The following is a 23393-nucleotide window of genomic DNA, read 5'->3' as shown; positions in this document are numbered from 1 at the left end:
CAAGTAGCATCCTTCCGTCCCCGAAGGGGGCGAATGTGAATAACCGCGGGTGGAATGACCGAAGGGAATGGAACCTGCGGATAACAGACACACTCTCCAATCGTCCCCGAAGGGGGCGAACAGGAGCAAGACTGGATATGGTTCGCCCCCTTCGGGGACGCTTCTTCCCTCCTGATGCTTGTCCGCAGGTTTCATGACCTTCGGTCATTCCACCAGCGGTTATTGAAAGTTGGCCCCCTTCGGGGACCGGAGGTAACTTGCGAAACTTGAGTAAACAAAAAAAAGGACTGACTCTCTTCACAGAGAAATCAGTCCTTAATAATCTTAAATGCAAATGATAAGTAAATTCTTATATTCCGGAGAATTAAGCCTTACCCTCCATCTGAGCCTTCAACTTAGCAAGAGCATCGATGTCGCCGAGTGATGTACCAGCAGCAACGTTGTTGATAGCTGGAGTATCATTGTTCTTGCGACCACCATTGTGCTTGCGTCCAGATGGCTTAGAGATTGGCTCGTCCTTGCCCTCCTCGAATGTACGAGAGTGAGAGAGGATGATACGCTTTGTCTCCTTAACGAACTCGATAACCTTGAAGTCGAGAGTCTCGCCCTTCTTAGCCATTGTGCCGTCCTCCTTAGTGAGGTGCTTTGGAGTAGCGAAGCCTTCGCCGCCCTCAGCGAGAGCTACGACAGCGCCCTTGTCCATCATCTCGATGATAGTACCCTGGTGGATAGAACCTGGAGTGTAGATGTTCTCATACTCATCCCATGGGTTCTTCTCCAACTGCTTGTGGCCGAGGCTCAAGCGGCGGTTCTCCTTATCGATCTCGAGAACAACAACATCAATCTTAGCGCCTACCTGAGTGAACTCAGATGGATGCTTAACCTTCTTGGTCCAAGAGAGGTCAGAGATGTGGATCAAGCCATCAACACCCTCAGAAAGCTCTACGAAGATACCGAAGTTAGTGAAGTTGCGAACAGTAGCAACGTGCTTGCTGCCGATAGGGAACTTCTCGTCGATTGTCTCCCATGGGTCTTCCTTGAGCTGCTTGATACCAAGGCTCATCTTGCGCTCAGCACGGTCGAGAGTCAAGATAACAGCCTCTACCTCGTCGCCTACCTTCATGAAGTCGCAAGCTGAACGGAGGTGCTGGCTCCAAGACATCTCAGATACGTGGATCAAGCCCTCTACGCCTGGAGCAATCTCAACGAATGCACCGTAGTCAGCCATAACCACTACCTTACCCTTCACGTGATCACCTACCTTGAGGTTTGGATCAAGTGCATCCCATGGATGTGGAGTAAGCTGCTTCAAACCGAGAGCGATACGCTTCTTCTCCTCATCGAAGTCGAGGATAACAACGTTGATCTTCTGGTCGAGAGATACAACCTCGTGTGGATCGCTTACGCGGCCCCAAGAGAGGTCTGTGATGTGGATCAAACCGTCAACACCGCCGAGGTCAACGAATACACCGTAAGTAGTGATGTTCTTAACGGTACCCTCGAGGATCTGACCCTTCTCGAGCTTGCCGATGATCTCCTTACGCTGCTGCTCGAGCTCCTGCTCGATGAGAGCCTTGTGAGATACAACGACATTGCGGAACTCCTGGTTGATCTTTACAACCTTGAACTCCATTGTCTTGCCTACGAATACGTCGTAGTCGCGTATAGGGTGAACGTCGATCTGGCTTCCTGGCAAGAAAGCCTCGATTCCGAAGACGTCAACGATCATACCGCCCTTAGTGCGGCACTTGATGTAACCCTGGATGATCTCCTCGTTCTCGAGAGCTGCATTAACACGCTCCCAAGACTTGCTGAGGCGAGCCTTCTTGTGAGAGAGTACCAACTGACCCTTTGTGTCCTCCTGGTTCTCTACGTAAACCTCAACCTTGTCGCCTACCTTGAGGTCTGGGTTGTAACGGAACTCTGAAGCTGGGATGATACCATCGCTCTTGTAGCCGATGTTTACGATAACCTCTTTCTTGTCTACAGAGATTACGGTACCCTCAACAACCTGGTGCTCAGTTACCTTGTTCAATGTTTCGTCATAGGCCTTCTCGAGGTCTGTTTTGCTGACGCCTGCGTTTGTGCCGTTCTCGAACTCGTCCCAATTGAAGTCGTCGAGTGGCTGTACGTTCTTAAAATTTGACATAAAAAATAATTAAAAATTTAAATTAATAAAGTTAGACTTTATATATATTGTTAAAAATCGGCTGCAAAGTTACTCATTTTCTTTGGTTTACAAGCGTTTGGCATCTCTTTTCTTTTGTTTGTTAATGATATTTAACTAAAATGGGCGTTTCTTCTCGCTTTTTTCTCTTCTTACATTAATTAATGGTGGTAAAGTTTCGCACGTAACCTCCGGTCCCCGAAGGGGGCCAACTTTCAATAACCGCTGGTGGAATGACCAAAGGTCATGGAACCTGCGGACAAGCATCAGGAGGGAGAAATCGTCCCCAAAGGGGGCGAACAATACCCAATCTTACTCCTGTTCGCCCCCTTCGGGGACGGCAGAGAGAGTATGTCTTCTATCCGCAGGTTCCATTCCCTTCGGTCATTCCACCCGCGGTTATTCACATTCGCACCCTTTGGGGACGGCAGGATTCCACTTATGAAAGTTCAGAATGATGGAAAAGCTTTTGTCCTTTCAGGACTTGAAATGCGGCAGAATTGCTGCGAAAAAATCAATTGCATGTAAAATGCGTTAAAATCATTAAAAAATCATCCCGAAATGTTGCGGATTACAAAATATTTGTTACCTTTGCCCCGAAATATGAAAAAATGAATAACTATTGAGTATTATGACACTAGTCATCTTGACCATACTGATACTGGCTTGCGTACTCATTGCAACCGAGAACGTGACCAAAGTGAACCGTGCTGCCGTGGCTATCTTCGCCGGAACGGTGGGATGGGTGCTATATATATGCTTTGGTATGGACTTCGTGACTAACGAACACTCAGCAGATTACAGCCATTATCTATACCTCACGAACCTGGAATCCACCAGCACCAACGTGAAGTACTTCATCTCCAGGCACATCTTCCTGCCACAGGTGGGCAGGGCTGCCGAAATCGTGCTCTTTCTGCTCGCCACCATGACCATCGTGGATATACTCAATAACAACGGCTGCTTCGACTTCGTGCGCCAGTTGCTTCGCACGCGCAGCAGCAGGAAGATGCTTTGGATGCTCGCCATCGTCACCTTCATCATCTCTATCAACCTCGATAATCTTACCACCACCGTGTTGATGCTCACCATCATGCACGGCATCATCCCAAGCCGCCGACAGCGTATGATATTCGGCAGTTCCATCCTCCTTGCCGCCAACTGCGGCGGTGCGCTTACCGTTATTGGTAACCCAGAAGGCCTGGTGCTCTGGAATTCCGGAGCCGTTACTGCCACCATTTTCTCGCTTTCGCTCCTGCTTCCGTGTCTGGCTGCGTGGCTCATCCCAACGGCGATGATGCAGCGCATGTTGCCGGATAGGGTGGAGACGGAGTGGATTGCCATGCCTTTCCGCGGCGATGACACGCGCCTCAACGTGTGGCAGCGACTGCTGATGCTCCTGGTGGGCATCGGAGGCCTGTGGTTTATCCCTACCTTTCATAACATCACCAAGCTGAGTCCGTTCCTGGGTGCGTTGTGCGTGCTCAGCATCCTCTGGATCGTGAACGAAATCTTCAATCGCAAGCTCATGAACATGGATGCGATGGTGGAGCGTCGTACCCCATTGGTTTTGCAGTATGGCGTTATCCAGATGATGCTCTTCGTGATGGGCATGATGCTGGCTGTGGGCGTGGTGACGGAAACGGGTGCCTTCGACGATCTCACAGCATGGCTGGGCGTAAGCGATGAGCATCCTAGCGTGTGGCTGCATGGCATTGTGGCTGGAGTGCTGAGCACCGTGCTCGACAACTTCGCTACGGCGATGAACTTCTTCTCGCTGCACGACGTGGTGGGACTGGGCGACCCTCAGTCGGCCCTCGACTCTGTATATCAGACCAATGGAGTATACTGGCAGGTCATCGCCTACTGTGTGATGGCGGGTGGCAACGTGCTCGGCATCGGCACCATCAGCGGCCTTGCCCTGATGAAGATGGAGCACATGCACATGGGCTGGTATTTCCGCAACATAGGCTGGAAGGCCCTGGTGGGTGGCGTGCTGGGACTCGCCATCCTCTGGCTCTCGCACACCCTGATGGGCGGGACCATGTACTTGATGATTTAAACCATATCTGATGATGAAAAGGGGATGTGAACACGCATCCCGAACGAAAAGACGTAGATTTTTGACAATGCCCTCTTATAAGACTTATTAAGAAATCCTCTTTGCAGGAAATTTATCTTTGCGAGAAATTTATCTTTGCAGGAAATTTATCTTTGCGAGAAATCTATCTCTGCAGGAAATCTGTCTTCGGAGGCATTGGATGCAGACAAAATTGAAGAAACTAATTAAAATAATGTATCAATTAATATAATAAGGTATAAATATAATAAGGTATATAGTTATGGCAAAGATTAAGACTATAGGTATTTTGACATCCGGAGGTGATGCTCCAGGTATGAACGCAGCTATCCGCGCAGTGACCCGCGCGGCTATCTACAACGGTTTCAACGTGAAGGGTATCTATCGTGGCTACGATGGCTTGATCAACGACGAGATCAAGACTTTTACCACAGAGAATGTGAGTGGTATCATCGGTACCGGCGGTACGATACTGAAGACTGCACGTTCTAAGGAATTCATGACAGAAGAGGGCCGACAGAAGGCTTTCGAGAATATTCAGAAGGAGGAAATCGATGCGCTGGTGGTTATCGGCGGTAACGGTTCGCTCACTGGTGCGATGAACTTCGCAAGAGAGTTTGATGTCTGCTGCATCGGTTTGCCTGGCACCATCGACAACGACCTCTATGGCACAGACAATACCATCGGTTACGATACTACGATGAACACTATCGTGGAGTGTGTAGACCGTATACGTGATACGGCGCAGAGCCACGAGCGTATTTTCTTCATCGAGGTGATGGGCCGTGATGCCGGCTTCCTGGCTCAGAACTCAGCCATCGCCAGCGGTGCAGAGGCAGCCATCATCCCAGAGGATTCCACCGATGTTGACCAGTTGGCACAGTTCATGGAGCGTGGTATCCGCAAGTCAAAGAAGAGCTGTATCGTCATCGTGTCTGAGAGTCCTAAGTGCGGTGCGCTCTACTATGCCGACCGTGTGCGCAAGGAGTTCCCTGAGTTCGACGTGCGTGTATCTATCCTCGGTCACTTGCAGCGTGGCGGTCGCCCATCAGCCCGTGACCGTATCCTCGCCAGCCGCACCGGTTGCGGTGCCATCGAGGCCATCATGCAGGGTCAGCGCAACGTGATGATCGGAGTTCGCAACAACGAGGTGGTATACGTACCGCTTTCAGAGGCTATCCGTTCTGACAAGCCATTCGACCGCAAGCTCATCAAGGTATTGGACGAGCTGAGCATCTAATCAGCTTCTCCTTCCGTTGCATTTCAGTATCTGATACTGTTATCGGCGTTGGCAATAGTAAATGTTTCAAAAGTAAAAATGGTTTAAACGGAACTAAAAATGTTTTAATCCGGAGTAATTTAGTGATAAAACTCCTTAAAAATTTGCAGGTTCCATGAATTGTTGTTACTTTTGCAGCCGTTAATCGATGTGCGTGCTACGGGTTCCGAAGCCGCTTCACGCACATTGAATACTAAAAGTACGAAATAATAAATATAAATAAATTTTAAACTAATAAAGCTTATGTCACAAGTAAGTGGACGCATCTCGCAGATTATCGGTCCGGTTATCGATGTATACTTCGATACCAAGGGCGAGAATCCAGAGAAGGTGCTTCCTAAAATTCACGAAGCTCTGAAGGTGAAACGCCCAGACGGACGCGACCTGGTCATCGAGGTGCAGCAGCACATTGGTGAGGACACGGTTCGCTGCGTCGCCATGGACAACACCGACGGCTTGCAGCGTGGCTTGGAAGTTGCCGTAACAGGCAACCCAATCATGATGCCTGCTGGAGAGCAGATCAAGGGCCGTATGATGAATGTTATCGGACAGCCTATTGATGGTATGAACGAATTGGACATGAAGGGTGCTTATCCTATCCACCGCGAGGCTCCGAAGTTTGACGAGCTCTCTACGCACAAGGAGATGCTTGCCACTGGTATCAAGGTGATCGACCTGCTCGAGCCTTACATGAAGGGTGGTAAGATTGGTCTCTTCGGCGGTGCCGGTGTAGGTAAGACGGTGCTCATCATGGAGTTGATCAACAACATTGCCAAGGGACATAACGGTTACTCCGTATTCGCTGGTGTAGGTGAGCGTACCCGTGAGGGTAACGACTTGATTCGAGACATGCTCGAGTCTGGCGTTATCAAGTATGGCGAGAAGTTCCGCAAAGCCATGGAAGAAGGTAAGTGGGACCTCTCACTCGTTGACCCTGAGGAGCTTGCCAAGAGTCAGGCTACCCTGGTGTATGGTCAGATGAATGAGCCACCTGGGGCACGTGCTTCAGTAGCGCTTTCAGGTTTGACTGTTGCCGAGGAGTTCCGTGACCACGGAGGCAAGAACGGCGAGGCTGCCGACATCATGTTCTTCATCGATAACATCTTCCGTTTCACCCAGGCTGGTTCTGAGGTATCTGCGCTCTTGGGCCGTATGCCATCAGCCGTAGGTTATCAGCCAACGCTGGCTTCTGAGATGGGTGCCATGCAGGAGCGAATCACTTCTACCAAGAATGGTTCCATCACCTCAGTACAGGCCGTTTATGTGCCTGCCGACGACTTGACCGACCCTGCTCCAGCCACCACCTTTACTCACCTGGATGCCACCACAGAGCTTTCGCGTAAGATTGCATCTCTGGGTATCTATCCTGCCGTAGACCCACTGGGTTCTACCTCTCGTATCCTCGACCCGCTGATTGTGGGCAAGGCTCATTACGACTGTGCACAGCGAGTAAAGCAGTTGCTGCAGCGTTACAACGAGTTGCAGGATATCATCGCCATCCTCGGTATGGATGAGCTTTCGGATGAGGATAAGTTGACCGTGAACCGTGCACGCCGTGTACAGCGTTTCCTGAGTCAGCCATTCACCGTAGCAGAGCAGTTCACCGGTTTGAAGGGTGTGATGGTACCTATCGAAGAGACTATCAAGGGCTTCAACGCCATCCTCGACGGCGAGGTGGATGACCTGCCAGAGCAGGCATTCCTCAACGTAGGTACTATCGAGGATGCGAAGGAGAAGGCTAAGCAGTTGCTCGCAGCAGCACAGGCGTAATCTTTAAATCCACGGCTTATGTTACAGCTAAAGATAGTATCTCCTGAGAAAGTAGTCTTCCAGGGTGAGGTGGAGAGCGTACTGGTTCCGGGAACCCTCGGCTCGTTCGAGATTCTCAAGGATCACGCGCCAATCATCTCTTCGCTCGAAGTGGGCAAGGTAGAGTATACCACCAAGGAAGGCAAGCAGGCAATGAACATCAAGGGCGGATTCGTGGAATGTAAGAAAAACGAAGTAAGCCTTTGCGTGGAAGTATAATTTAGTTAATAGTTGACAGTTAATAGTTGACAGCTATATTGATAAAATAGAATAATGGAAAAAGATGAAAAGTTGCGCTTGCAGACTATCAGGCAGGCGAGCATCAAGTATAAGCAGATATCTCTGTGGCTCACAGCTCTCATGGCTTTGGCCATCCTCTTTGCCTGTAGGGTTTCTGCCTTATGCGATGATATTCTGCCACGGGTTGTTAACCCGCTGATAGTGAGTGCGATATTCTCGCTCGTTGCAAGTACTGCTTATGGTGAAGCCTGGAAGGCTGTGGCAAAGTCATCGCCCGCCAATCTCGCCAAGTTCTATCTGGCAGCATTGGTGCTGAAGCTGATGGCAGGCACGCTGGTGTTCCTCATCTACGTGCTGGTATGCGACAAGCAGAACATCCTGGGATTCACCGCCGTCTTCGCCCTGTTCTATGTCGTGCTTCTCGTGTTCGACTGCATCTACTTCGCTCGGGTAGAGAAAAAGAACCGTCTTTCATAAGCGGTTCTGATACAAATAATTAATAAACAAAGTAAGAATTAAAGAATATGAAACATCTCAAGCAATTCCTCTTGATGGCGATGCTGCTCTTTACGCTGGCACCTGTGCAGGTATCAGCCAAGGAGAATATCGACGTGAAAGAGATATTGTGGGGTCATATCAAGGATTCTTATGAATGGCATATCACAAAGGTGGGAGACCATCCCGTAGTGATTCATCTGCCTATCATCGTGAATACCACCACAGGCTGGCACGTGTTCTGCAGCAGCGAATTCTCGGAAGAGAAGGATGCCAATGGAGACCGCCCCGGACCATTCAACCTGGTGATCAAGAACGCTGATGCGCAGGCGAATCCCAACAAGATAGTAGAGAAGGTGGGAGGCCAGGAGGTTCGTCCGCTCGACATCTCCATCACGAAGACCGTTTGCGTGCTCTTCATCGATGCTATCATCCTGTTGCTCTGTGTCCTGATACCAGCCCGCTGGTGCAGGAAGCACAAGGTGGATGACCCTGCACCAAAGGGATTTGTGGGACTGATGCACATGTTCATTATGTCGGTATATACCGATGTAATTGAGGCCACCCTGGGTAAGGAAGCCCCAAAGTACGCACCATGGTTGCTTACTTGCTTCTTCTTTATCTTCGTGGCGAACATCATGGGTATCGTACCATTCCCACCAGGTGGTGGTAACCTGACGGGTAATATCGCCTGCACCGTATTCTTCGGTGTAACGACATTCCTGATCACCAACTTCACCGGTACCAAGGAATACTGGAAGGAAATCTTCTGGCCAGAGGTACCAACGTGGTTGAAGGTGCCAGTGCCACTGATGCCATTCATCGAGCTTTTCGGAATCTTCACGAAACCGCTGGCTCTGATTATCCGACTCTTCGCCAACATGATGGCGGGTCACGCCATCGCACTTTCGTTTGCGGCTATCATTTTCATCATGTTCAACATCAGTGAGAATGCTATCGCCAACTATGTGGCAGGTACGGGTATGACAATAGTAAGTGTTGCGATGAGCGCCTTTATGATGCTCCTCGAAGTATTAGTAAGCTACATTCAGGCATTGGTATTCACCATGCTGAGTGCAGTATTCATCTCGCTGGCTCATGTAAAGTCTCATGAGGCTGAGCCAGAAATCGTAAAATAGAATTATAAATAAAGAAAATATTAACAACTTAAATTATTAAGATTATGTTATCACTTTTATTAGCAGCAGAGATTGCAAAGTTGGGTGCCGCAGTAGGCGCAGGTTTGGCCGCTATTGGCGCAGGTATTGGTATCGGTCGCATTGGTGGCCAGGCTATGGACGCTATGGCTCGCCAGCCAGAGAAGATGGGCGATCTCCGTTCTTCTATGATCATTGCAGCTGCGTTGGTTGAGGGTGTTGCGTTCTTCGCTGTCATCATCGCCATCTTGGCTATCGTTATGTAATAAACGAATATTACTCTTCTCGCCCCATGCGTTTCGGCATTATTGGTTGTTAAAACCAGTAAGCATGGGGTGGAGAAGGTGATTCTTTAGAGTTAGTTAAAATAAAACGTTTAAGTAAAACTTTAACCAGTATATATGGATTTATTGATTCCTGATAGCGGTTTGCTTTTCTGGATGACGCTGGTCTTCATCATCGTAGTCATCATCCTCTGGAAGGCTGGTGGTTTCGGTGCCATCATCAAGATGGTGAACGATCGTAAGGCCTTCATCGACGAGAGCTTGCGTAAAGCTCACGAAGCCAACGAGAAGCTTGCCAATATCCAAAAAGAAGGTGAATCCATCTTGCAGGAAGCTCGCGAGAAGCAGGCTGCCATCCTCAAGGAGGCTGCTGATACCCGCGATGCCATCGTAGAGAAAGCACAGGACAAGGCTCGCGAAGAGGGCGCCCGTCTGCTCTCTGACGCCAAGGCGCAGATTGAGACAGAAAAGCAGAACGCCATTCGCGAAATCCGTGGACAGGTTGCCGAGCTCTCTGTTCAGATTGCAGAAAAAGTGCTCAAGGCTAAGCTCTCTGACGACAAGGCACAGATGGATATGATAAATCGACTGCTGGACGAGGTTTCTTCTGAAAACAAATAGTAAAGCTTATGGATATAGGTGTAATATCGGTGCGTTATGCCCGTGCCCTCATCAAGGCTGCACTCGGCATGAAGCTCGAAGATCAGGTGTACCAGGAGATGCAGACGCTCTACCAGAGCTACATCGACGTGCCTGAACTGAGATTTACGATAGACAACCCTATGCTTTCAAAGGACAAGAAGCAGGCACTTCTCACCACGGCCCTGGGTAAGAACCCAAGCGAACTGAGCAAGAAGTTCATCGCACTCGTCCTGAAGGAGGATAGGGAGAGCACCCTGCAATTCATGGCTGCTTCGTATATCACTCTTTACAGGAAACAGAAGAACATCATCCGCGGTAAGCTGATCACCGCCACTGCCGTTGACGTCTCTACGGAGGAGAAGATGCGCAAGATGGTGGAGCAGAGAACGCAAGGTACTGTGGAGTTCAAGACTGAGGTGAACCCTGAACTCATCGGCGGTTTCATCCTTGAGTATGATACTTATAGAATGGATGCGAGCGTAAAGACTAAGCTCAACAACATTCTGACACAGCTCAAAAAGTAATTTTTTTGAGTAGTTAAGAATTTAAGAAGTTAAAGGTGTTGTCTTAACTCCTTAACTTCTTTCAACTCCTTAACTCCTCATTTAACAATTAAAGTAAATAACAAAATGTCAGATAAAATTAAACCAAGTGAGGTGTCTGAAGTGCTTCAGCAGCAGCTCCAGGAGGTGAATGGCTCTCAGCAGTTTGACGAGGTGGGTACCGTGCTTACCGTCAGCGATGGCGTGGCTCGTATCTACGGTCTTCGCAATGCAGAGGCTAACGAGCTTCTTGAGTTCGAGAACGGCACTATGGCGATCGTCATGAACTTGGAGGAAGACAATGTAGGTTGTGTCCTCTTAGGTCCTACGGCTGGCATCAAGGAGGGACAGAGCGTGAAGCGTACTCACCGTATCGCTTCTATCCGCGTGAACGACAACTTCTTAGGTCGTGTCGTTAATCCTCTTGGTCAGGCTATTGACGGTCTGGGTGATATCGATCTCACCGGTGCTTTCGAGATGCCGCTGGATCGTAAGGCTCCTGGTGTGATCTATCGTCAGCCAGTGAAGGAGCCTCTGCAGACAGGTTTGAAGGCCGTGGATTCCATGATTCCTATCGGACGTGGACAGCGTGAGTTGATCATCGGCGACCGTCAGACCGGAAAGACTGCCATCGCAGTGGATACCATCATCAACCAGAAGAGTTTCTATGAGGCAGGCAAGCCTGTATATTGTATCTATGTAGCCATCGGCCAGAAAGCATCTACCGTTGCTGCATTGGTACAGAACCTGAAGGAGCACGGCGCCCTGCCATATACCATCATCGTAAGTGCTACCGCTGCCGATCCTGCAGCCATGCAGTATTACGCACCATTCGCCGGTGCTGCCATCGGTGAGTACTTCCGCGACCGTGGATACTCAGCCCTCGTAGTATACGATGACTTGAGTAAGCAGGCTGTGGCTTACCGTGAGGTATCACTGATCCTCCGCCGTCCATCAGGACGTGAGGCTTATCCTGGTGATGTGTTCTATCTCCACTCTCGTCTGTTGGAGCGTGCCGCTCGTATCAACGACCAGCAGGAGGTAGCCGAGCAGATGAACGACCTTCCTGAGTGCCTGAAGGGCAAGGTGAAGGGTGGTGGCTCTTTGACAGCCCTCCCAATCATCGAGACCCAGGCTGGTGACGTTTCTGCATACATCCCAACCAACGTGATTTCCATCACCGACGGTCAGATCTTCCTGGAGACCGACCTCTTCAACCAGGGCTTCCGTCCAGCTATCAACGTAGGTATCTCTGTATCTCGTGTAGGTGGTTCTGCCCAGATCAAGAGTATGAAGAAGGTGGCTGGTACCCTGAAGATTGATATGGCTCAGTATCGTGAGCTGGAGGCTTTCTCCAAGTTCTCTAGCGATATGGATGCCGTAACAGCGATGACACTGGACCGTGGTAGAAAGAATGACCAGTTGCTGGTTCAGCCTCAGTATCGCCCTATGCCAGTGGGCGAGCAGGTGGCTATCCTCTATTGTGGTGTGCACGGACTGATGCACGAAGTGCCAATGGATAAGGTACGCGAGTGCCAGGATCAGTTCCTCGACGCTATGCGCAGCCAGCACGCCGACGTAATCGAGACTTTGGCTGATGGTAAGCTCACCGACGATTGCATCGCGGTGATCAAGGATACCATGGCTAATGTAGCAGGACAATATAAAGCGTAATAGCCTATGCCGTCGTTAAAAGAGATTAAGACTCGCATCGCCAGCGTCAACAGTACCCGTAAGATTACGAGTGCGATGAAGATGGTGGCATCCAGCAAGTTGCATCATGCTCAGTTAGCTATCCAGAATATGCTGCCTTATGAGAATATGCTGGAGCATATCCTGAAGAGCTTCCTGGTGAGTACTCCGAATGTGGACCATGAGTTGCAGGTGGAGCACAAGGAAATCAAGCGTGTGGCTCTCATCGTATATAGCTCTAACAGCAGCTTGTGCGGTGGATTCAACTCCAACGTCATCAAGATGATGATTCAGGCGGTGGACGAGTATAAGGCTCATGGCATTGACGACATCACGGTATATCCTATCGGCAGAAAGGTGGCTGAGAAGGCACAGAAACTGGGCTTGAAGATTGGCGGTAACTTCATGGATATTGCCGATCATCCTAATTCAAGCGCTTGTGCCGACATCGCCCGCAAGCTTGCCAAGCAGTATGCTGCTGGTGAACTCGACAAGGTGGAGATGATCTATCACCACTTCAAGAGTGCCGGTTCGCAGATCCTGACCCAGAAGACTTTCCTGCCTATCGACCTCAGCACGGAGGCGATAGGAGAGGACAACGACCGTGACCTCACATCGAATGTGGCTACGGCGAAGGCTCAGGAGTATCTGCGCAAGAAGCAGGCTAGTGAGGATGAAAGACAGCGTGCAGAGGCGCATCCTCTGAACGATGACTTCATCGTGGAGCCGGATCTGGAGACTGTTTTGGGTGTATTGATTCCTAAGCAGCTTCATCTGATGGTTTACACTGCTTTGTTGGATAGTCAGGCGAGTGAGCATGCTGCCCGTATGGTAGCCATGCAGACTGCTACGGATAATGCCGATGAACTCTTGCGTGAACTGAATCTTCAGTATAACAAGAGTCGTCAACAGGCCATTACGAATGAATTGCTCGATATTGTGGGAGGTAGCGTGAATAACTAAGCTTCCCCGTTTCATCATAAAAAAAGAGGGTGTGTCATGGATTTGTGACACACCCTCTTTTTTTATTTTCCTGTATATTTCTTGATGGCTTTGATAAAAGTATCGCCATATTTCTTAATCTTGAATTCTCCAATTCCGCTGATGAGACCGAATGCCTGGAGGGTGGTTGGCTTCATCCTGGTTAATTCGTGCAGACTCTTATCAGATAACACGATGTATGGAGGATAGCCCTGTTCATCGGCAAGATTCTTACGGATTTTACGCAGATATTCAAAGAGCTTCTTATCTTCTACATTGGATGTTTCATCTTCGAAAATCACACGCTCGGCATGAACCACAGGGATGCTGCTTCCTCTTGAAGGTCTGTTGACCCTTTGCGGACGAGGAGAACGCTCTTCATTCTCAACAATCGCCAGCGAAACCTGATGTTCTCCCTTGAGAACCTTCCAGCCTAATGGCGTGACTTTCATCTGATTATGCATATTGTACGCCACTTCGAAGAACCCCATCTGCAGCATCTGGAGCATGTATGCCTGCCAGTCGCGGACGCTCACGTCCTTGCCCACACCAAAGGTTTTCAGTTCGTTGTAGTGGTTGCGAGTCACGGCAGGCGTCATCATCCCTCTCAATATCTCGATGCAGGTGCCCACGGCAATCTTTTCGCCCGCACGGACCACGGCACTCAGCGCCTTCTGGGTGAGCACGGTGCCATCGAAGGTATGGGGCGGATTCTTGCACACATCGCAGTGACCGCAATCCTTCGCCGCCGTCTCTCCGAAATAATTCAGGAGGATTCTCCTTCGGCACACTCTCGATTCGGCGTATTCTTCCATTCTGCGCAGCTTTTCCAGATTCACCGCTTTCTGTCCGCTTTCTTCGCAGAACGAACGGAGGGTGATGATATCTGCCATCGAATAGAACAATACAGTATCGGCTGGTGCACCATCTCTTCCGGCTCGTCCTATCTCCTGATAGAAACTCTCTATGCTCTTCGGCATGTTATAATGAATCACCCATCGCACGTTGCCCTTGTCAATGCCCATTCCGAAGGCGATGGTAGCGCAGACCACCTCTATCTGGTCCATCTTGAAACGCTCCTGCACAGAGGCACGCTGCTGGGCGGAGAGTCCGGCATGATAGGCTTCGGCATTGATGCCATGCGACTGGAGCGCCTCTGCCACCATCTCCGTGTTCTTGCGCGAGAGGCAGTAGATGATGCCTGCCTCTTCGGGACGACGGGCGATGAAATGGTAGATGAACTTCAGCTTCTCCTTCTTGGTGCTTTCCTGGCGCACGGAGAGACTAAGGTTGGGACGGTCGAAGCTGCTCACGAAGGTTCGTCCGTTCAGATGCAGCTGGTTGATGATGTCCTCGCGGGTAATCTTATCGGCTGTAGCCGTAAGTGCCATCACCGGAATGCCACGGAATTTCTCGTGAAGGAGTCCGAGCTGGGAATACTCCGGACGGAAATCGTGCCCCCACTGGCTGATGCAGTGGGCTTCATCCACGGCGAAGAGCGAGATTTTGATATTGCTGAATAAATAAGGTATCTCGCTGATGAGTTTTTCGGGAGAAACATAGAGCAGTTTGAGTTCGCCAGCTTCGCATCGTCGACGGATGATGACATCGTCGGTGACATCATTACCGCTGTTCAGTGCCTCGGCAGGGATTCCGTTTGCCTTGAGTGCCTCCACCTGGTCGTGCATTAAGCTGATGAGGGGCGAGATGACCACGGCAGTGCCTTCCATCGCCAGTGCCGGAACCTGATAGCAGAGGCTCTTACCTCCGCCCGTAGGCATGAGCACGAGGCAGTCGTGGCCCTGCATCACTTCCTGGATGATGGCCTCCTGATTCGGTCGGAAGGAGTCGTAACCGAAGTACGATTTTAATATCTCGTTGATTTGCATATCTCTTAACTGTTTTTACATCTTTTTCGTTAGAAATTCCTGCAAAGTTACTAAAAAAACGGGATATTTATTACATTTCCTTCTATAAAATAAGAAAAGTAGGCAGAAAAGTTTGAAAATTGAAATAAAAGTCGTACTTTTGCGGTAGAATAAAGGTTTTAAACATGGCAAAATGTAATGTAAACACCCAAGAGCGCTTCGCCGACATCCAGATGCTTCGTTACGAACTGAAGGGTTTTGACGAATTGTCGCTCAACCAGAAATTGTATATCTATTGCTTGTCAATGGCAACGCTGATGGGACGTGACATCACGTTCGATCAGCAGGGAAAGTACAACCTGCGCATCCGCAAGACCCTGGAGGCAATCTATCGCCACTATAAGGGAACAGGAGAGAAAGCAGAGACGCTGGCATCTGACATCTGCGAAAGCGGAGAGCCTTCTGGAAAAGATATCTGCGAAAGCGATAATTTCAAGGCTTTCGAGGTTTATCTGAAGCGAGTATGGTTCGCCAGCGGCATCCATCACCATTATGGCTGCGAGAAATTCAAGCCGGGATTCTCTGAGGAATTCTTCTATGAACTGATGGAGAACATCAACGAGGCGGAACTACCGCTGAAGCGTGGAGAGAGCAAGGAAGACCTGCTCCGACTGCTGGTACCCGTGATCTTCGACCCGGAGGTGATGCCGAAACGCGTGAACCAGACGGATGGCGAGGACCTGGTGCAGACTTCTGCCTGCAACTTCTATGAGGATGTGACCCAGGAGGAAGTGGAGCGGTTCTATGACAAGATGAAGGATGCCGACGATGCCACCCCGCCTTCTTACGGACTCAATTCCAAGCTCACCAAGCGCAATGGCGAGATGGTGGAACTGGTTTGGAAAGAAGATGGTCTTTATGGTGAGGCCATCAGAGAAATCGTATCCTGGTTGCTCAAGGCACAGAAATATGCCGAGAATGAGGGACAGAAGCACGTTATCGACCTGCTCGTGAAGTTCTATCGCACGGGTAATCTCGTGGATTTCGACCGATATAGCATCGCCTGGGTGCAGCAGCACGAGGGCATGGTGGATTTCATCAACGGATTCATCGAGGTTTATGGCGACCCGCTGGGACTGAAAGGTACCTGGGAGGGAATCGTGGAATACAAGGACCTGGAGGCCACCCAGCGCACGCAGACCATCAGCAAGAATGCGCAGTGGTTTGAGGATCATTCGCCTGTGGATCCCCGCTTCCGCAAGCCGGAGGTGAAGGGCGTTACAGCCAATGTAATCTGTGCGGCGATGCTTGGCGGTGAGGAATATCCGGCTTCCGCCATCGGCATCAACCTGCCTAATGCAAACTGGATTCGCCAGGAGCACGGTTCGAAGAGTGTGACCATCGGCAACCTGACCGATGCCTACAACAAGGCAGCGCAGGGCAACGGATTCAGAGATGAATTTGTTATCGACGAGGAGACCATAGCACTGATGAACCAGTATGCTGATATCACCGACGACCTGCATACGGATTTGCACGAGTGTTTGGGTCATGGCAGCGGTCAGCTTCTGCCTGGTACCGATGCTGATGCCCTGAAGGCGTATGGCAACACGATAGAGGAGGCGAGAGCCGACCTTTTCGGATTATATTATGTAGCCGACCACAAGCTGGTGGAATTGGGATTGACTCCTAACGACGAGGCTTACAAGGCGCAGTATTATGGTTATCTGATGAACGGATTGCTCACCCAGACCATCCGCATCAAGGAGGGCGACAAGATTGAGGAGGCGCACATGAGAAACCGTGCCCTCATTGTCTGGTGGACGCTGGAGCATGCCGAGGGTGCCGTGGAACTGGTGACGGAAGAGGTAAGCTATGCTTCTGCCGAGGATGCCCTGAAGGATGCTGAGGGTAATATCGTAACCACCCGAACCTATGTGAAGGTGAATGATTACGAGAAGCTCCGCCATCTGTTTGGAGAATTGCTTGCTGAGATTCAGCGTATCAAGAGCGAGGGTGATTACGAGGCAGCCCGCCAGTTGGTGGAGAAATATGCCGTGAATATAGACCCAGCCTTGCATCGCGAGATTCTGGCGAGATACAAGAAGCTGAATCTGGCTCCATACAAGGGCTTTATCAATCCGAAGATGACGCTGATGTTTGACGAGGAGGGCAATCCTATCGATGTAAATCTCGATTACGAGGAGAGCTATACCGACCAGATGCTCCGCTATTCTGAGGAGTACGGAACGCTATAGATAGTTAATAGTTAAGAGTTGATAGTTTATAGGGCAATTTTTGCTATACGGCAATTTTGCTATACGGCGAAGCCGCTATAAACTATTAACTATAAACTTTAAAAAAAACGATGACAGATAACAAGAACGAGGAATTTCCGATAGTAGATGAAATGGGCAATATCCTGGGTGCCATCACCCGAGGTCATGCCCATGATGGAAGCAAGATATTGCATCCTGTGGTTCATCTGCATGTATTCAACAGTAAGGGAGATTTATATCTCCAGCATCGTCCGGCATGGAAGGATATCCAGCCTGATAAGTGGGATACTGCCTGTGGCGGACATGTGGATTTGGGAGAGAGCGTGAACCAGGCGCTTCATCGTGAAGTGAGGGAAGAACTGGGAATCACGGATTTCGAACCGGAGTCTTTAGGACACTATGTGTTTGAGAGTCAGAGAGAAAAGGAACTGGTATATGTGCATCGCTGTGTGTATGATGGCGAGGTGAAACCGAGCCAGGAGGAATTGGCTGGCGGCAGATTCTGGAGTAAGGATGAAATCAAGGAAAATATAGGCAAAGGTGTTTTCACTCCGAATTTCGAAAACGAATACCAGAAGTTTTTCATGTTATAAGGTCACGCAGATTTCGCAGATAACGCAGATTTTTTGATTGACTCTTTTTATGTCCCACAGCTTCCACTTGTGTCCCACAGATTCCACAGATATACACAGATTTTTGACCTAAAATCTGCGTCATCTGCGAAATCTGCGTGACTATACATCATGCAGTTCCGGTTACTCGACCGAACAGGTCGCTTTCCGTTTAATCCGTGCGTAATCCGAAAAGCAAGAATGTTTCCGATAACTCCGCGTGAGATCCGATGAATAAAAACTCCGCAGATAAAATTATATCTCGAAGATACCCTTGAGTGCCCCTCTGGCGATATTCTCGAAATCTTCTCCGAAATCGCAGAAACGCATCACTGCATTGGCGGCTGCATGCTTCACACCCATGTTGTCACCCTGGAAGGCAACGGCAGCCTGATCCAGGAACTCATTGATACCACGGTCGTTAGGTTCTTTGCCATTCGCAAAGAGACGGGCTAGAAGCTGGAAACCGGCTATTTCGTAAAGCGGTTTGTCGCTGGCTATCCATTGATAGGCAATGACAGGCGCATACTCCACATGCTGCAACAGGTTGAAGGCAAGCATCTCTGCCATCTCCTGGCTCTGCACCTGCTCCATCCAGATATCCGTTATCTCGGCAAGCATCCTGTCGGCAGGCATGATGAGGGTGGCAAGAATCTTGCACTCTCGGATGTCTTCCTTCCAAAGTTCAATGGCGAGGTCGTAATCCTTGCCGTATTCCTGCGCCATCTTCTTCAATTCATAGAAGGGCACACCCCAATTCAGCTTATATCCCAAGCCCTTGTCGCGCATGGATTGCGAACCCGGACCGTTCATCAGCAAGCGAAAGCTTCGCTTGATAGTCATCAGTTTCTGATGTGTTTCTTCGTTCATCATTATTTAAATCTAGAGTTTTAATACCTTGCAGAACATTCCGTCGAACTGCTCTTCGATATTCGCTGGCTTATGCTTGAAGATGCCGAAGATGGCACTCCCGCTTCCGCTCATGGCTGCATATACGGCACCCAGATTATAGAGCTTCTGCTTGATTTCGGCAAGCTCGGGATGCATCGCAAAGATAGGAGCCTCGAAATCGTTGATGAGCTCCTCCTTCCACGTCTCGATAGGCTGGCGCACGATGTCGCGGCAGCACTTGGCAGGCTGCTTCGGGGTGATGGCAGCATAGGCATCCTTGGTGCTTACGGCGATGTCGTCGCGCTTCACCACCACAATGTAATAGCCCTTCATGTTGTCGCCAGGACCGCTCACCGGCATCAGTTCGTCGCCGATACCCTCAGCATAGCAGGCTGTATCTCCATCCTCAGGGTCAGCACTGATAAAGTAGGCGCAGTCGGCACCCAGTTTGGCCGCATATCGCTCCATCTCCGGGATTCCGATGTTGAGGCGGAAGCGTTCATCAAGCAGACGGATCATGTAGGCAGCATCAGCCGAGCCGCCACCCATTCCGGCCTGCGAAGGAATACGCTTCACCAGATGAGCATGGATGCGAGGAATCTTGAAGTCGGCAGCAATCATATTGTATGCCTTCACCACCAGGTTCTTCTGCTCATCGCAATCTACAGCGTTGCCCGTAATCTTCAAGTCACAAGGCACCTCGCTTGGAAATTCATCGCCCATCAGTTTGATTTCCAGGGCGTCGGTAAGCGGGATAGGGTAGAACACGGTCTCCAGGTTGTGGTAACCGTCAGCCCGCTTGCTTACTATGTTTAAGCCAAGATTTATTTTGGCGCATGGAAATGTAATCATAATCAATATTGTTTAAGAGTCGATAATACTAATATCATTATAATATTGATGCAAAGATATAAAAAATATCCCAATTCCAGCCCATTTCCTACAGATTATTTTCCTGGCACCATTAAAAATATTAAAATCATCCCTATTTTGCAATATCTTTTGTATCTTTGCAAAATGTATCCTCGTTTCAGAAAGAGTGATTCCGCTTAAGGGAAAATTTATTTTGAGTTAAGGCTAATAATATTTAGCCTTAAGTCTAAAAATATTTATCCTTAAGGCTAAATAATTGATTAGATAAAAATAAAAAATAAAATAGCTATGAAGAAAGGTGATAAAGTAAGATTCCTGAGTGAAGTGGGCGGCGGAAAGGTGGCCGGCTTCCAGGGCAAAAACATTGTGTTGGTGGAGGATGAAGACGGATTCGAGATTCCGATGCCTATCAACGAGGTGGTAGTGGTGGAGCAGGACGACTATGCCATGGGCAAGATGATTTCTGCCAAGATGGATGCCAAGCAGAGAGCGGAGGAGCATGCCAACACCGAACTGCATCAGGACAGCCGAAGCATCAAGGCTATCCTGAACGAGCACGAGAACGACGTGGATATGAACGTAGAGGAATATGATGCTGCCGACCGCGAGATTACCTTCGTGAAGCAGATTCAGGAGCGTACGGGCGGCAACAAACTCAGCGCTTACCTCGCCTTCGTGCCTATCGACATCAAGGACGTGACCAATACCCGCTTCGAATCGTATATGGTGAACGACAGCAACTACTATCTGCGCTACACCTATCTCGTAGCCGAGGGCAATGCATGGACCCTGAAGGCTGAAGGCGAAATCGAGCCGAACACCAAACTCTTTATCGAGGAATTCGGTCGTGAAGCCCTGAACGAGATGGAGCACATCGCCATCCAGCTGATTGCCTATAAGAAGGATAAGCCTTTCCTTCTGAAGCCAGCCACGGACGTTCAGTTCCGCCTCGACCCGGTGAAGTTCTACAAGCTTCATCTCTTCGAGGAGAATGACTTCTTCGAGACGCCAGCCTATCTCTTCACCATCGTAGAGAACGACGAGGTAGCCCGTCCGCTGGTCATTGATTCCAAGCGCTTGAAGGAGCAGATGTACAAGGACGAGAAGGTGATAGCCAACACCAGCAAGAAGAAGAGTAAGAAGGATGACGGTACCCTCATCATCGATCTTCATGCAGATGAAGTGCTTGAAACAACTGCAGGAATGAACTCTGCCGATATTCTTCATTATCAGATGGATATCTTCAAGAAGACGATGGCTGAGAACAAGAAGAACAAGGGACAGAAGATTATCTTCATCCATGGTAAGGGCGAGGGCGTATTGCGCCAGGCACTCATCCATGAGTTGAACTATCGCTATAAGAGCTGCACCTATCAGGATGCTTCCTTCCAGGAGTATGGATATGGTGCCACACAGGTTACTATCCGATAAAAGTAATCATAAAGTTCAAAGTTCAAATCTCAAAGTTCAAAGTAACATGAAGTACGGATTTATTAAGGTGGCAAGTGCCATCCCTGCCGTCAAGGTGGGCGATGTCATCTTCAACACCCAACAGATAGAAAACCAGATAGCCCAGGCGGAAGGCAAGGGCGTAGAGATCATCACTTTTCCGGAATTATCCATCACGGGATATTCCTGTCAGGACCTCTTCCGACAGCAGATGCTCCTGGAATCATCCGAGCAGGCAGTGATGATGCTGCTCGATTTCACCCGAAAGCTCGACATCATCTCTATTGTCGGTGCTCCGGTAGTGGTAGGCGACCTGCTACTGAATTGCGGTATCGTGATTCAGCACGGACAGATCTTGGGCATCGTGCCAAAGACTTATCTGCCTAACTACAGCGAGTTCTACGAGAAGCGCTGGTTTGCCTCTGCGCAGGACTTGCGCGATTGCGAGGTTCGCTATGCCGGACATAAGGTGAAACTGACACCCGATGTTCAGATATTCCACACCTTCGACGGCGTGCAGTTTGGCGTGGAGATATGCGAGGATGTATGGGCTCCGGCTCCTCCTAGCAACAAGTTGGCGCTGGCTGGTGCCGACCTTATCTTCAACCTCTCTGCCAGCGATGAACTCATCGGAAAGCACAACTATCTGAAGAGCCTGCTGAGTCAGCAGAGTGCCCGCACCATGACGGGTTACATCTACAGTTCCTGTGGTTTCGGCGAGAGCACGCAGGATGTGGTTTATGGCGGAAATGCCCTGGTTTACGAGAATGGAGTATTACTTTCACAGAGTGAACGTTTTTCTCTTGACCCTCAGATGGTTATTGCGCAGGTTGATGTAGAGAAACTCCGTTCGGAGCGTCGCACCAATTCCACCTACGTCAATGCCCAGCGCAACATCAAATATTCGGTTCTGGGCGGACAGTTCAATATCCGAAACATCGATGCTGAGCCTACCGAGAACGAGCGTGAATTCGTATTGGAGCGCGAGGTGAATCCGCATCCTTTCATTCCTACCAGCAGCGATATGAATGCCTCCTGCGAGGAGATTTTCAATATCCAGTTGATGGGTCTTGCCAAGCGCATCGTCCACACCCATGCCAAGACGGTGGTAGTGGGCATCAGCGGCGGATTGGATTCCACTCTTGCCCTGCTCGTCTGCGTCAAGGCATTCGATAAGCTGAAGATGGACCGCCGTGGCATCGTGGGTGTTACCATGCCAGGTTTCGGAACCACCGACAGAACATATAATAATGCCATCTCGCTGATGCAGAGTCTGGGCATCAGCATCCGTGAAATCAGCATCGCCAAGGCGGTGACCCAGCATTTCGAGGATATCGGTCATGATGCCAGCGTGCATGATGTTACCTACGAGAATTCTCAGGCACGCGAGCGTACCCAGATTCTGATGGACCTTGCCAACAAGATGGGCGGTATGGTGATAGGTACCGGCGACCTCTCTGAGCTGGCTCTGGGCTGGGCTACCTATAATGGCGACCACATGAGCATGTATGGCGTGAATGCCAGCATCCCTAAGACCCTGATCCGTCATCTCGTGAACCATGTTGCCGAGAGTGGGGTAGATGAGCAGAGTCGCATCACCCTGCGCGACATCATCGACACGCCAATCAGTCCAGAGCTGATTCCTGCCGATGAGAACGGAAACATCAAGCAGAAGACAGAAGACCTTGTGGGACCATACGAACTGCATGATTTCTTCCTCTATTACTTCCTGCGCTTCGGTTTCCGTCCAGCCAAGATTTACATGTTGGCTAAGAAGGCGTTTATCGATACCAAGCTGGAGCGTGTGAAAATCAGCGACAACGATCCTGATTCCTACGATGAGGAGACTATCAAGAAATGGCTCAAGACATTTGTTCGCCGTTTCTTCAACCAGCAGTTCAAGCGAAGCTGTCTGCCTGATGGTCCGAAGGTGGGAAGCGTGAGCCTCAGTCCTCGTGGCGACTGGCGCATGCCTAGCGATGCCGCATCCTCCATCTGGCTGCAGGAGGCGGAAAACCTGTAGTTTTCCAGCCAGCCTTAACAGAATATTGATT

The 23393-nt window shown here is 49.8% G+C and carries 19 protein-coding genes; 15 read left to right on the top strand and 4 right to left on the bottom strand.

Annotated elements, in window-relative coordinates; genetic code table 11:
* Positions 1-364: 364 nt before the first annotated feature.
* Positions 365-2149: a 30S ribosomal protein S1 gene (gene rpsA / locus KUA49_RS11550; protein ID WP_218412765.1), complete on the bottom strand. Its 1785-nt coding sequence runs from the start codon at positions 2147-2149 to the stop codon at positions 365-367.
* A 649-nt stretch (positions 2150-2798) separates the two neighbouring features.
* Here rpsA and KUA49_RS11545 point away from each other — a divergent pair.
* The 11 genes from KUA49_RS11545 (at position 2799) to KUA49_RS11495 (ending at position 13350) form a co-directional block, all read left to right on the top strand.
* The gene (locus KUA49_RS11545; RefSeq protein WP_218412766.1) at positions 2799-4229 is read left to right on the top strand and encodes an SLC13 family permease; all 1431 of its coding nucleotides are present in this window, start codon (positions 2799-2801) and stop codon (positions 4227-4229) included.
* Between the two features lie 280 nt (positions 4230-4509).
* On the top strand, positions 4510-5487 hold the full coding sequence (gene pfkA / locus KUA49_RS11540) for a 6-phosphofructokinase (protein WP_218412767.1): 978 nt from the start codon (positions 4510-4512) through the stop codon (positions 5485-5487).
* Positions 5488-5769: 282 nt separating this feature from the next.
* Positions 5770-7296, top strand: a complete 1527-nt coding sequence (gene atpD / locus KUA49_RS11535) for a F0F1 ATP synthase subunit beta (RefSeq protein ID WP_089543456.1) — start codon at positions 5770-5772, stop codon at positions 7294-7296.
* 18 nt (positions 7297-7314) lie between these two features.
* Positions 7315-7554, top strand: a complete 240-nt coding sequence (gene atpC / locus KUA49_RS11530) for an ATP synthase F1 subunit epsilon (RefSeq protein WP_203038663.1) — start codon at positions 7315-7317, stop codon at positions 7552-7554.
* Between the two features lie 54 nt (positions 7555-7608).
* Positions 7609-8052 (top strand): hypothetical protein, encoded by a 444-nt coding sequence (locus tag KUA49_RS11525; RefSeq protein WP_203038665.1) that lies wholly within the window; start codon positions 7609-7611, stop codon positions 8050-8052.
* Positions 8053-8099: 47 nt separating this feature from the next.
* Positions 8100-9209: a F0F1 ATP synthase subunit A gene (locus tag KUA49_RS11520; protein ID WP_203038667.1), complete on the top strand. Its 1110-nt coding sequence runs from the start codon at positions 8100-8102 to the stop codon at positions 9207-9209.
* Between the two features lie 44 nt (positions 9210-9253).
* Entirely contained in the window at positions 9254-9493 is a 240-nt protein-coding gene (gene atpE, locus KUA49_RS11515; RefSeq protein WP_006846851.1) for an ATP synthase F0 subunit C, read from the top strand.
* A gap of 135 nt (positions 9494-9628) precedes the next feature.
* Positions 9629-10132, top strand: a complete 504-nt coding sequence (gene atpF, locus KUA49_RS11510) for a F0F1 ATP synthase subunit B (protein ID WP_218412768.1) — start codon at positions 9629-9631, stop codon at positions 10130-10132.
* A gap of 8 nt (positions 10133-10140) precedes the next feature.
* Entirely contained in the window at positions 10141-10677 is a 537-nt protein-coding gene (locus KUA49_RS11505; RefSeq protein WP_218412769.1) for a F0F1 ATP synthase subunit delta, read from the top strand.
* Positions 10678-10782: 105 nt separating this feature from the next.
* Entirely contained in the window at positions 10783-12369 is a 1587-nt protein-coding gene (atpA, locus tag KUA49_RS11500; RefSeq protein ID WP_203038673.1) for a F0F1 ATP synthase subunit alpha, read from the top strand.
* 6 nt (positions 12370-12375) lie between these two features.
* Positions 12376-13350, top strand: a complete 975-nt coding sequence (locus KUA49_RS11495) for a F0F1 ATP synthase subunit gamma (protein ID WP_218412770.1) — start codon at positions 12376-12378, stop codon at positions 13348-13350.
* 62 nt (positions 13351-13412) lie between these two features.
* Here KUA49_RS11495 and recQ read toward each other — a convergent pair whose 3' ends face one another.
* Positions 13413-15257, bottom strand: coding sequence for a DNA helicase RecQ (recQ, locus tag KUA49_RS11490; protein WP_218412771.1), 1845 nt, complete (start codon positions 15255-15257; stop codon positions 13413-13415).
* Positions 15258-15421: 164 nt separating this feature from the next.
* Between recQ and KUA49_RS11485 the strand changes: the two genes are divergently transcribed.
* Together KUA49_RS11485 and KUA49_RS11480 are read left to right on the top strand one after the other, a co-directional pair.
* A complete protein-coding gene (locus KUA49_RS11485) occupies positions 15422-17494 on the top strand; it encodes a dipeptidyl peptidase 3 (protein ID WP_218412772.1) in 2073 nt (690 codons plus the stop codon).
* A 110-nt stretch (positions 17495-17604) separates the two neighbouring features.
* Positions 17605-18108 carry an NUDIX hydrolase gene (locus KUA49_RS11480; protein ID WP_218412773.1) on the top strand — a complete coding sequence of 168 codons (504 nt, stop codon included), beginning with the start codon at positions 17605-17607 and terminating at the stop codon, positions 18106-18108.
* Positions 18109-18381: 273 nt separating this feature from the next.
* Here the strand turns inward: KUA49_RS11480 and KUA49_RS11475 are convergent, their stop codons facing one another.
* Together KUA49_RS11475 and ispE are read right to left on the bottom strand one after the other, a co-directional pair.
* Positions 18382-18996, bottom strand: a complete 615-nt coding sequence (locus tag KUA49_RS11475) for a DNA alkylation repair protein (RefSeq protein ID WP_218412794.1) — start codon at positions 18994-18996, stop codon at positions 18382-18384.
* A gap of 12 nt (positions 18997-19008) precedes the next feature.
* Positions 19009-19869: a 4-(cytidine 5'-diphospho)-2-C-methyl-D-erythritol kinase gene (ispE, locus tag KUA49_RS11470; RefSeq protein WP_218412774.1), complete on the bottom strand. Its 861-nt coding sequence runs from the start codon at positions 19867-19869 to the stop codon at positions 19009-19011.
* Positions 19870-20178: 309 nt separating this feature from the next.
* Between ispE and KUA49_RS11465 the strand changes: the two genes are divergently transcribed.
* Positions 20179-21321, top strand: coding sequence for a DUF2027 domain-containing protein (locus KUA49_RS11465; protein WP_218412775.1), 1143 nt, complete (start codon positions 20179-20181; stop codon positions 21319-21321).
* Between the two features lie 46 nt (positions 21322-21367).
* Entirely contained in the window at positions 21368-23362 is a 1995-nt protein-coding gene (locus KUA49_RS11460) for an NAD(+) synthase (protein WP_218412776.1), read from the top strand.
* The last annotated feature ends 31 nt before the right edge of the window (positions 23363-23393 follow it).

The sequence above is a fragment of the Segatella copri genome, from assembly GCF_019249655.2.
In the GTDB taxonomy this organism is placed as follows: Bacteria; Bacteroidota; Bacteroidia; order Bacteroidales; family Bacteroidaceae; genus Prevotella.
This window is presented reverse-complemented; position numbering and strand designations above follow the sequence as displayed.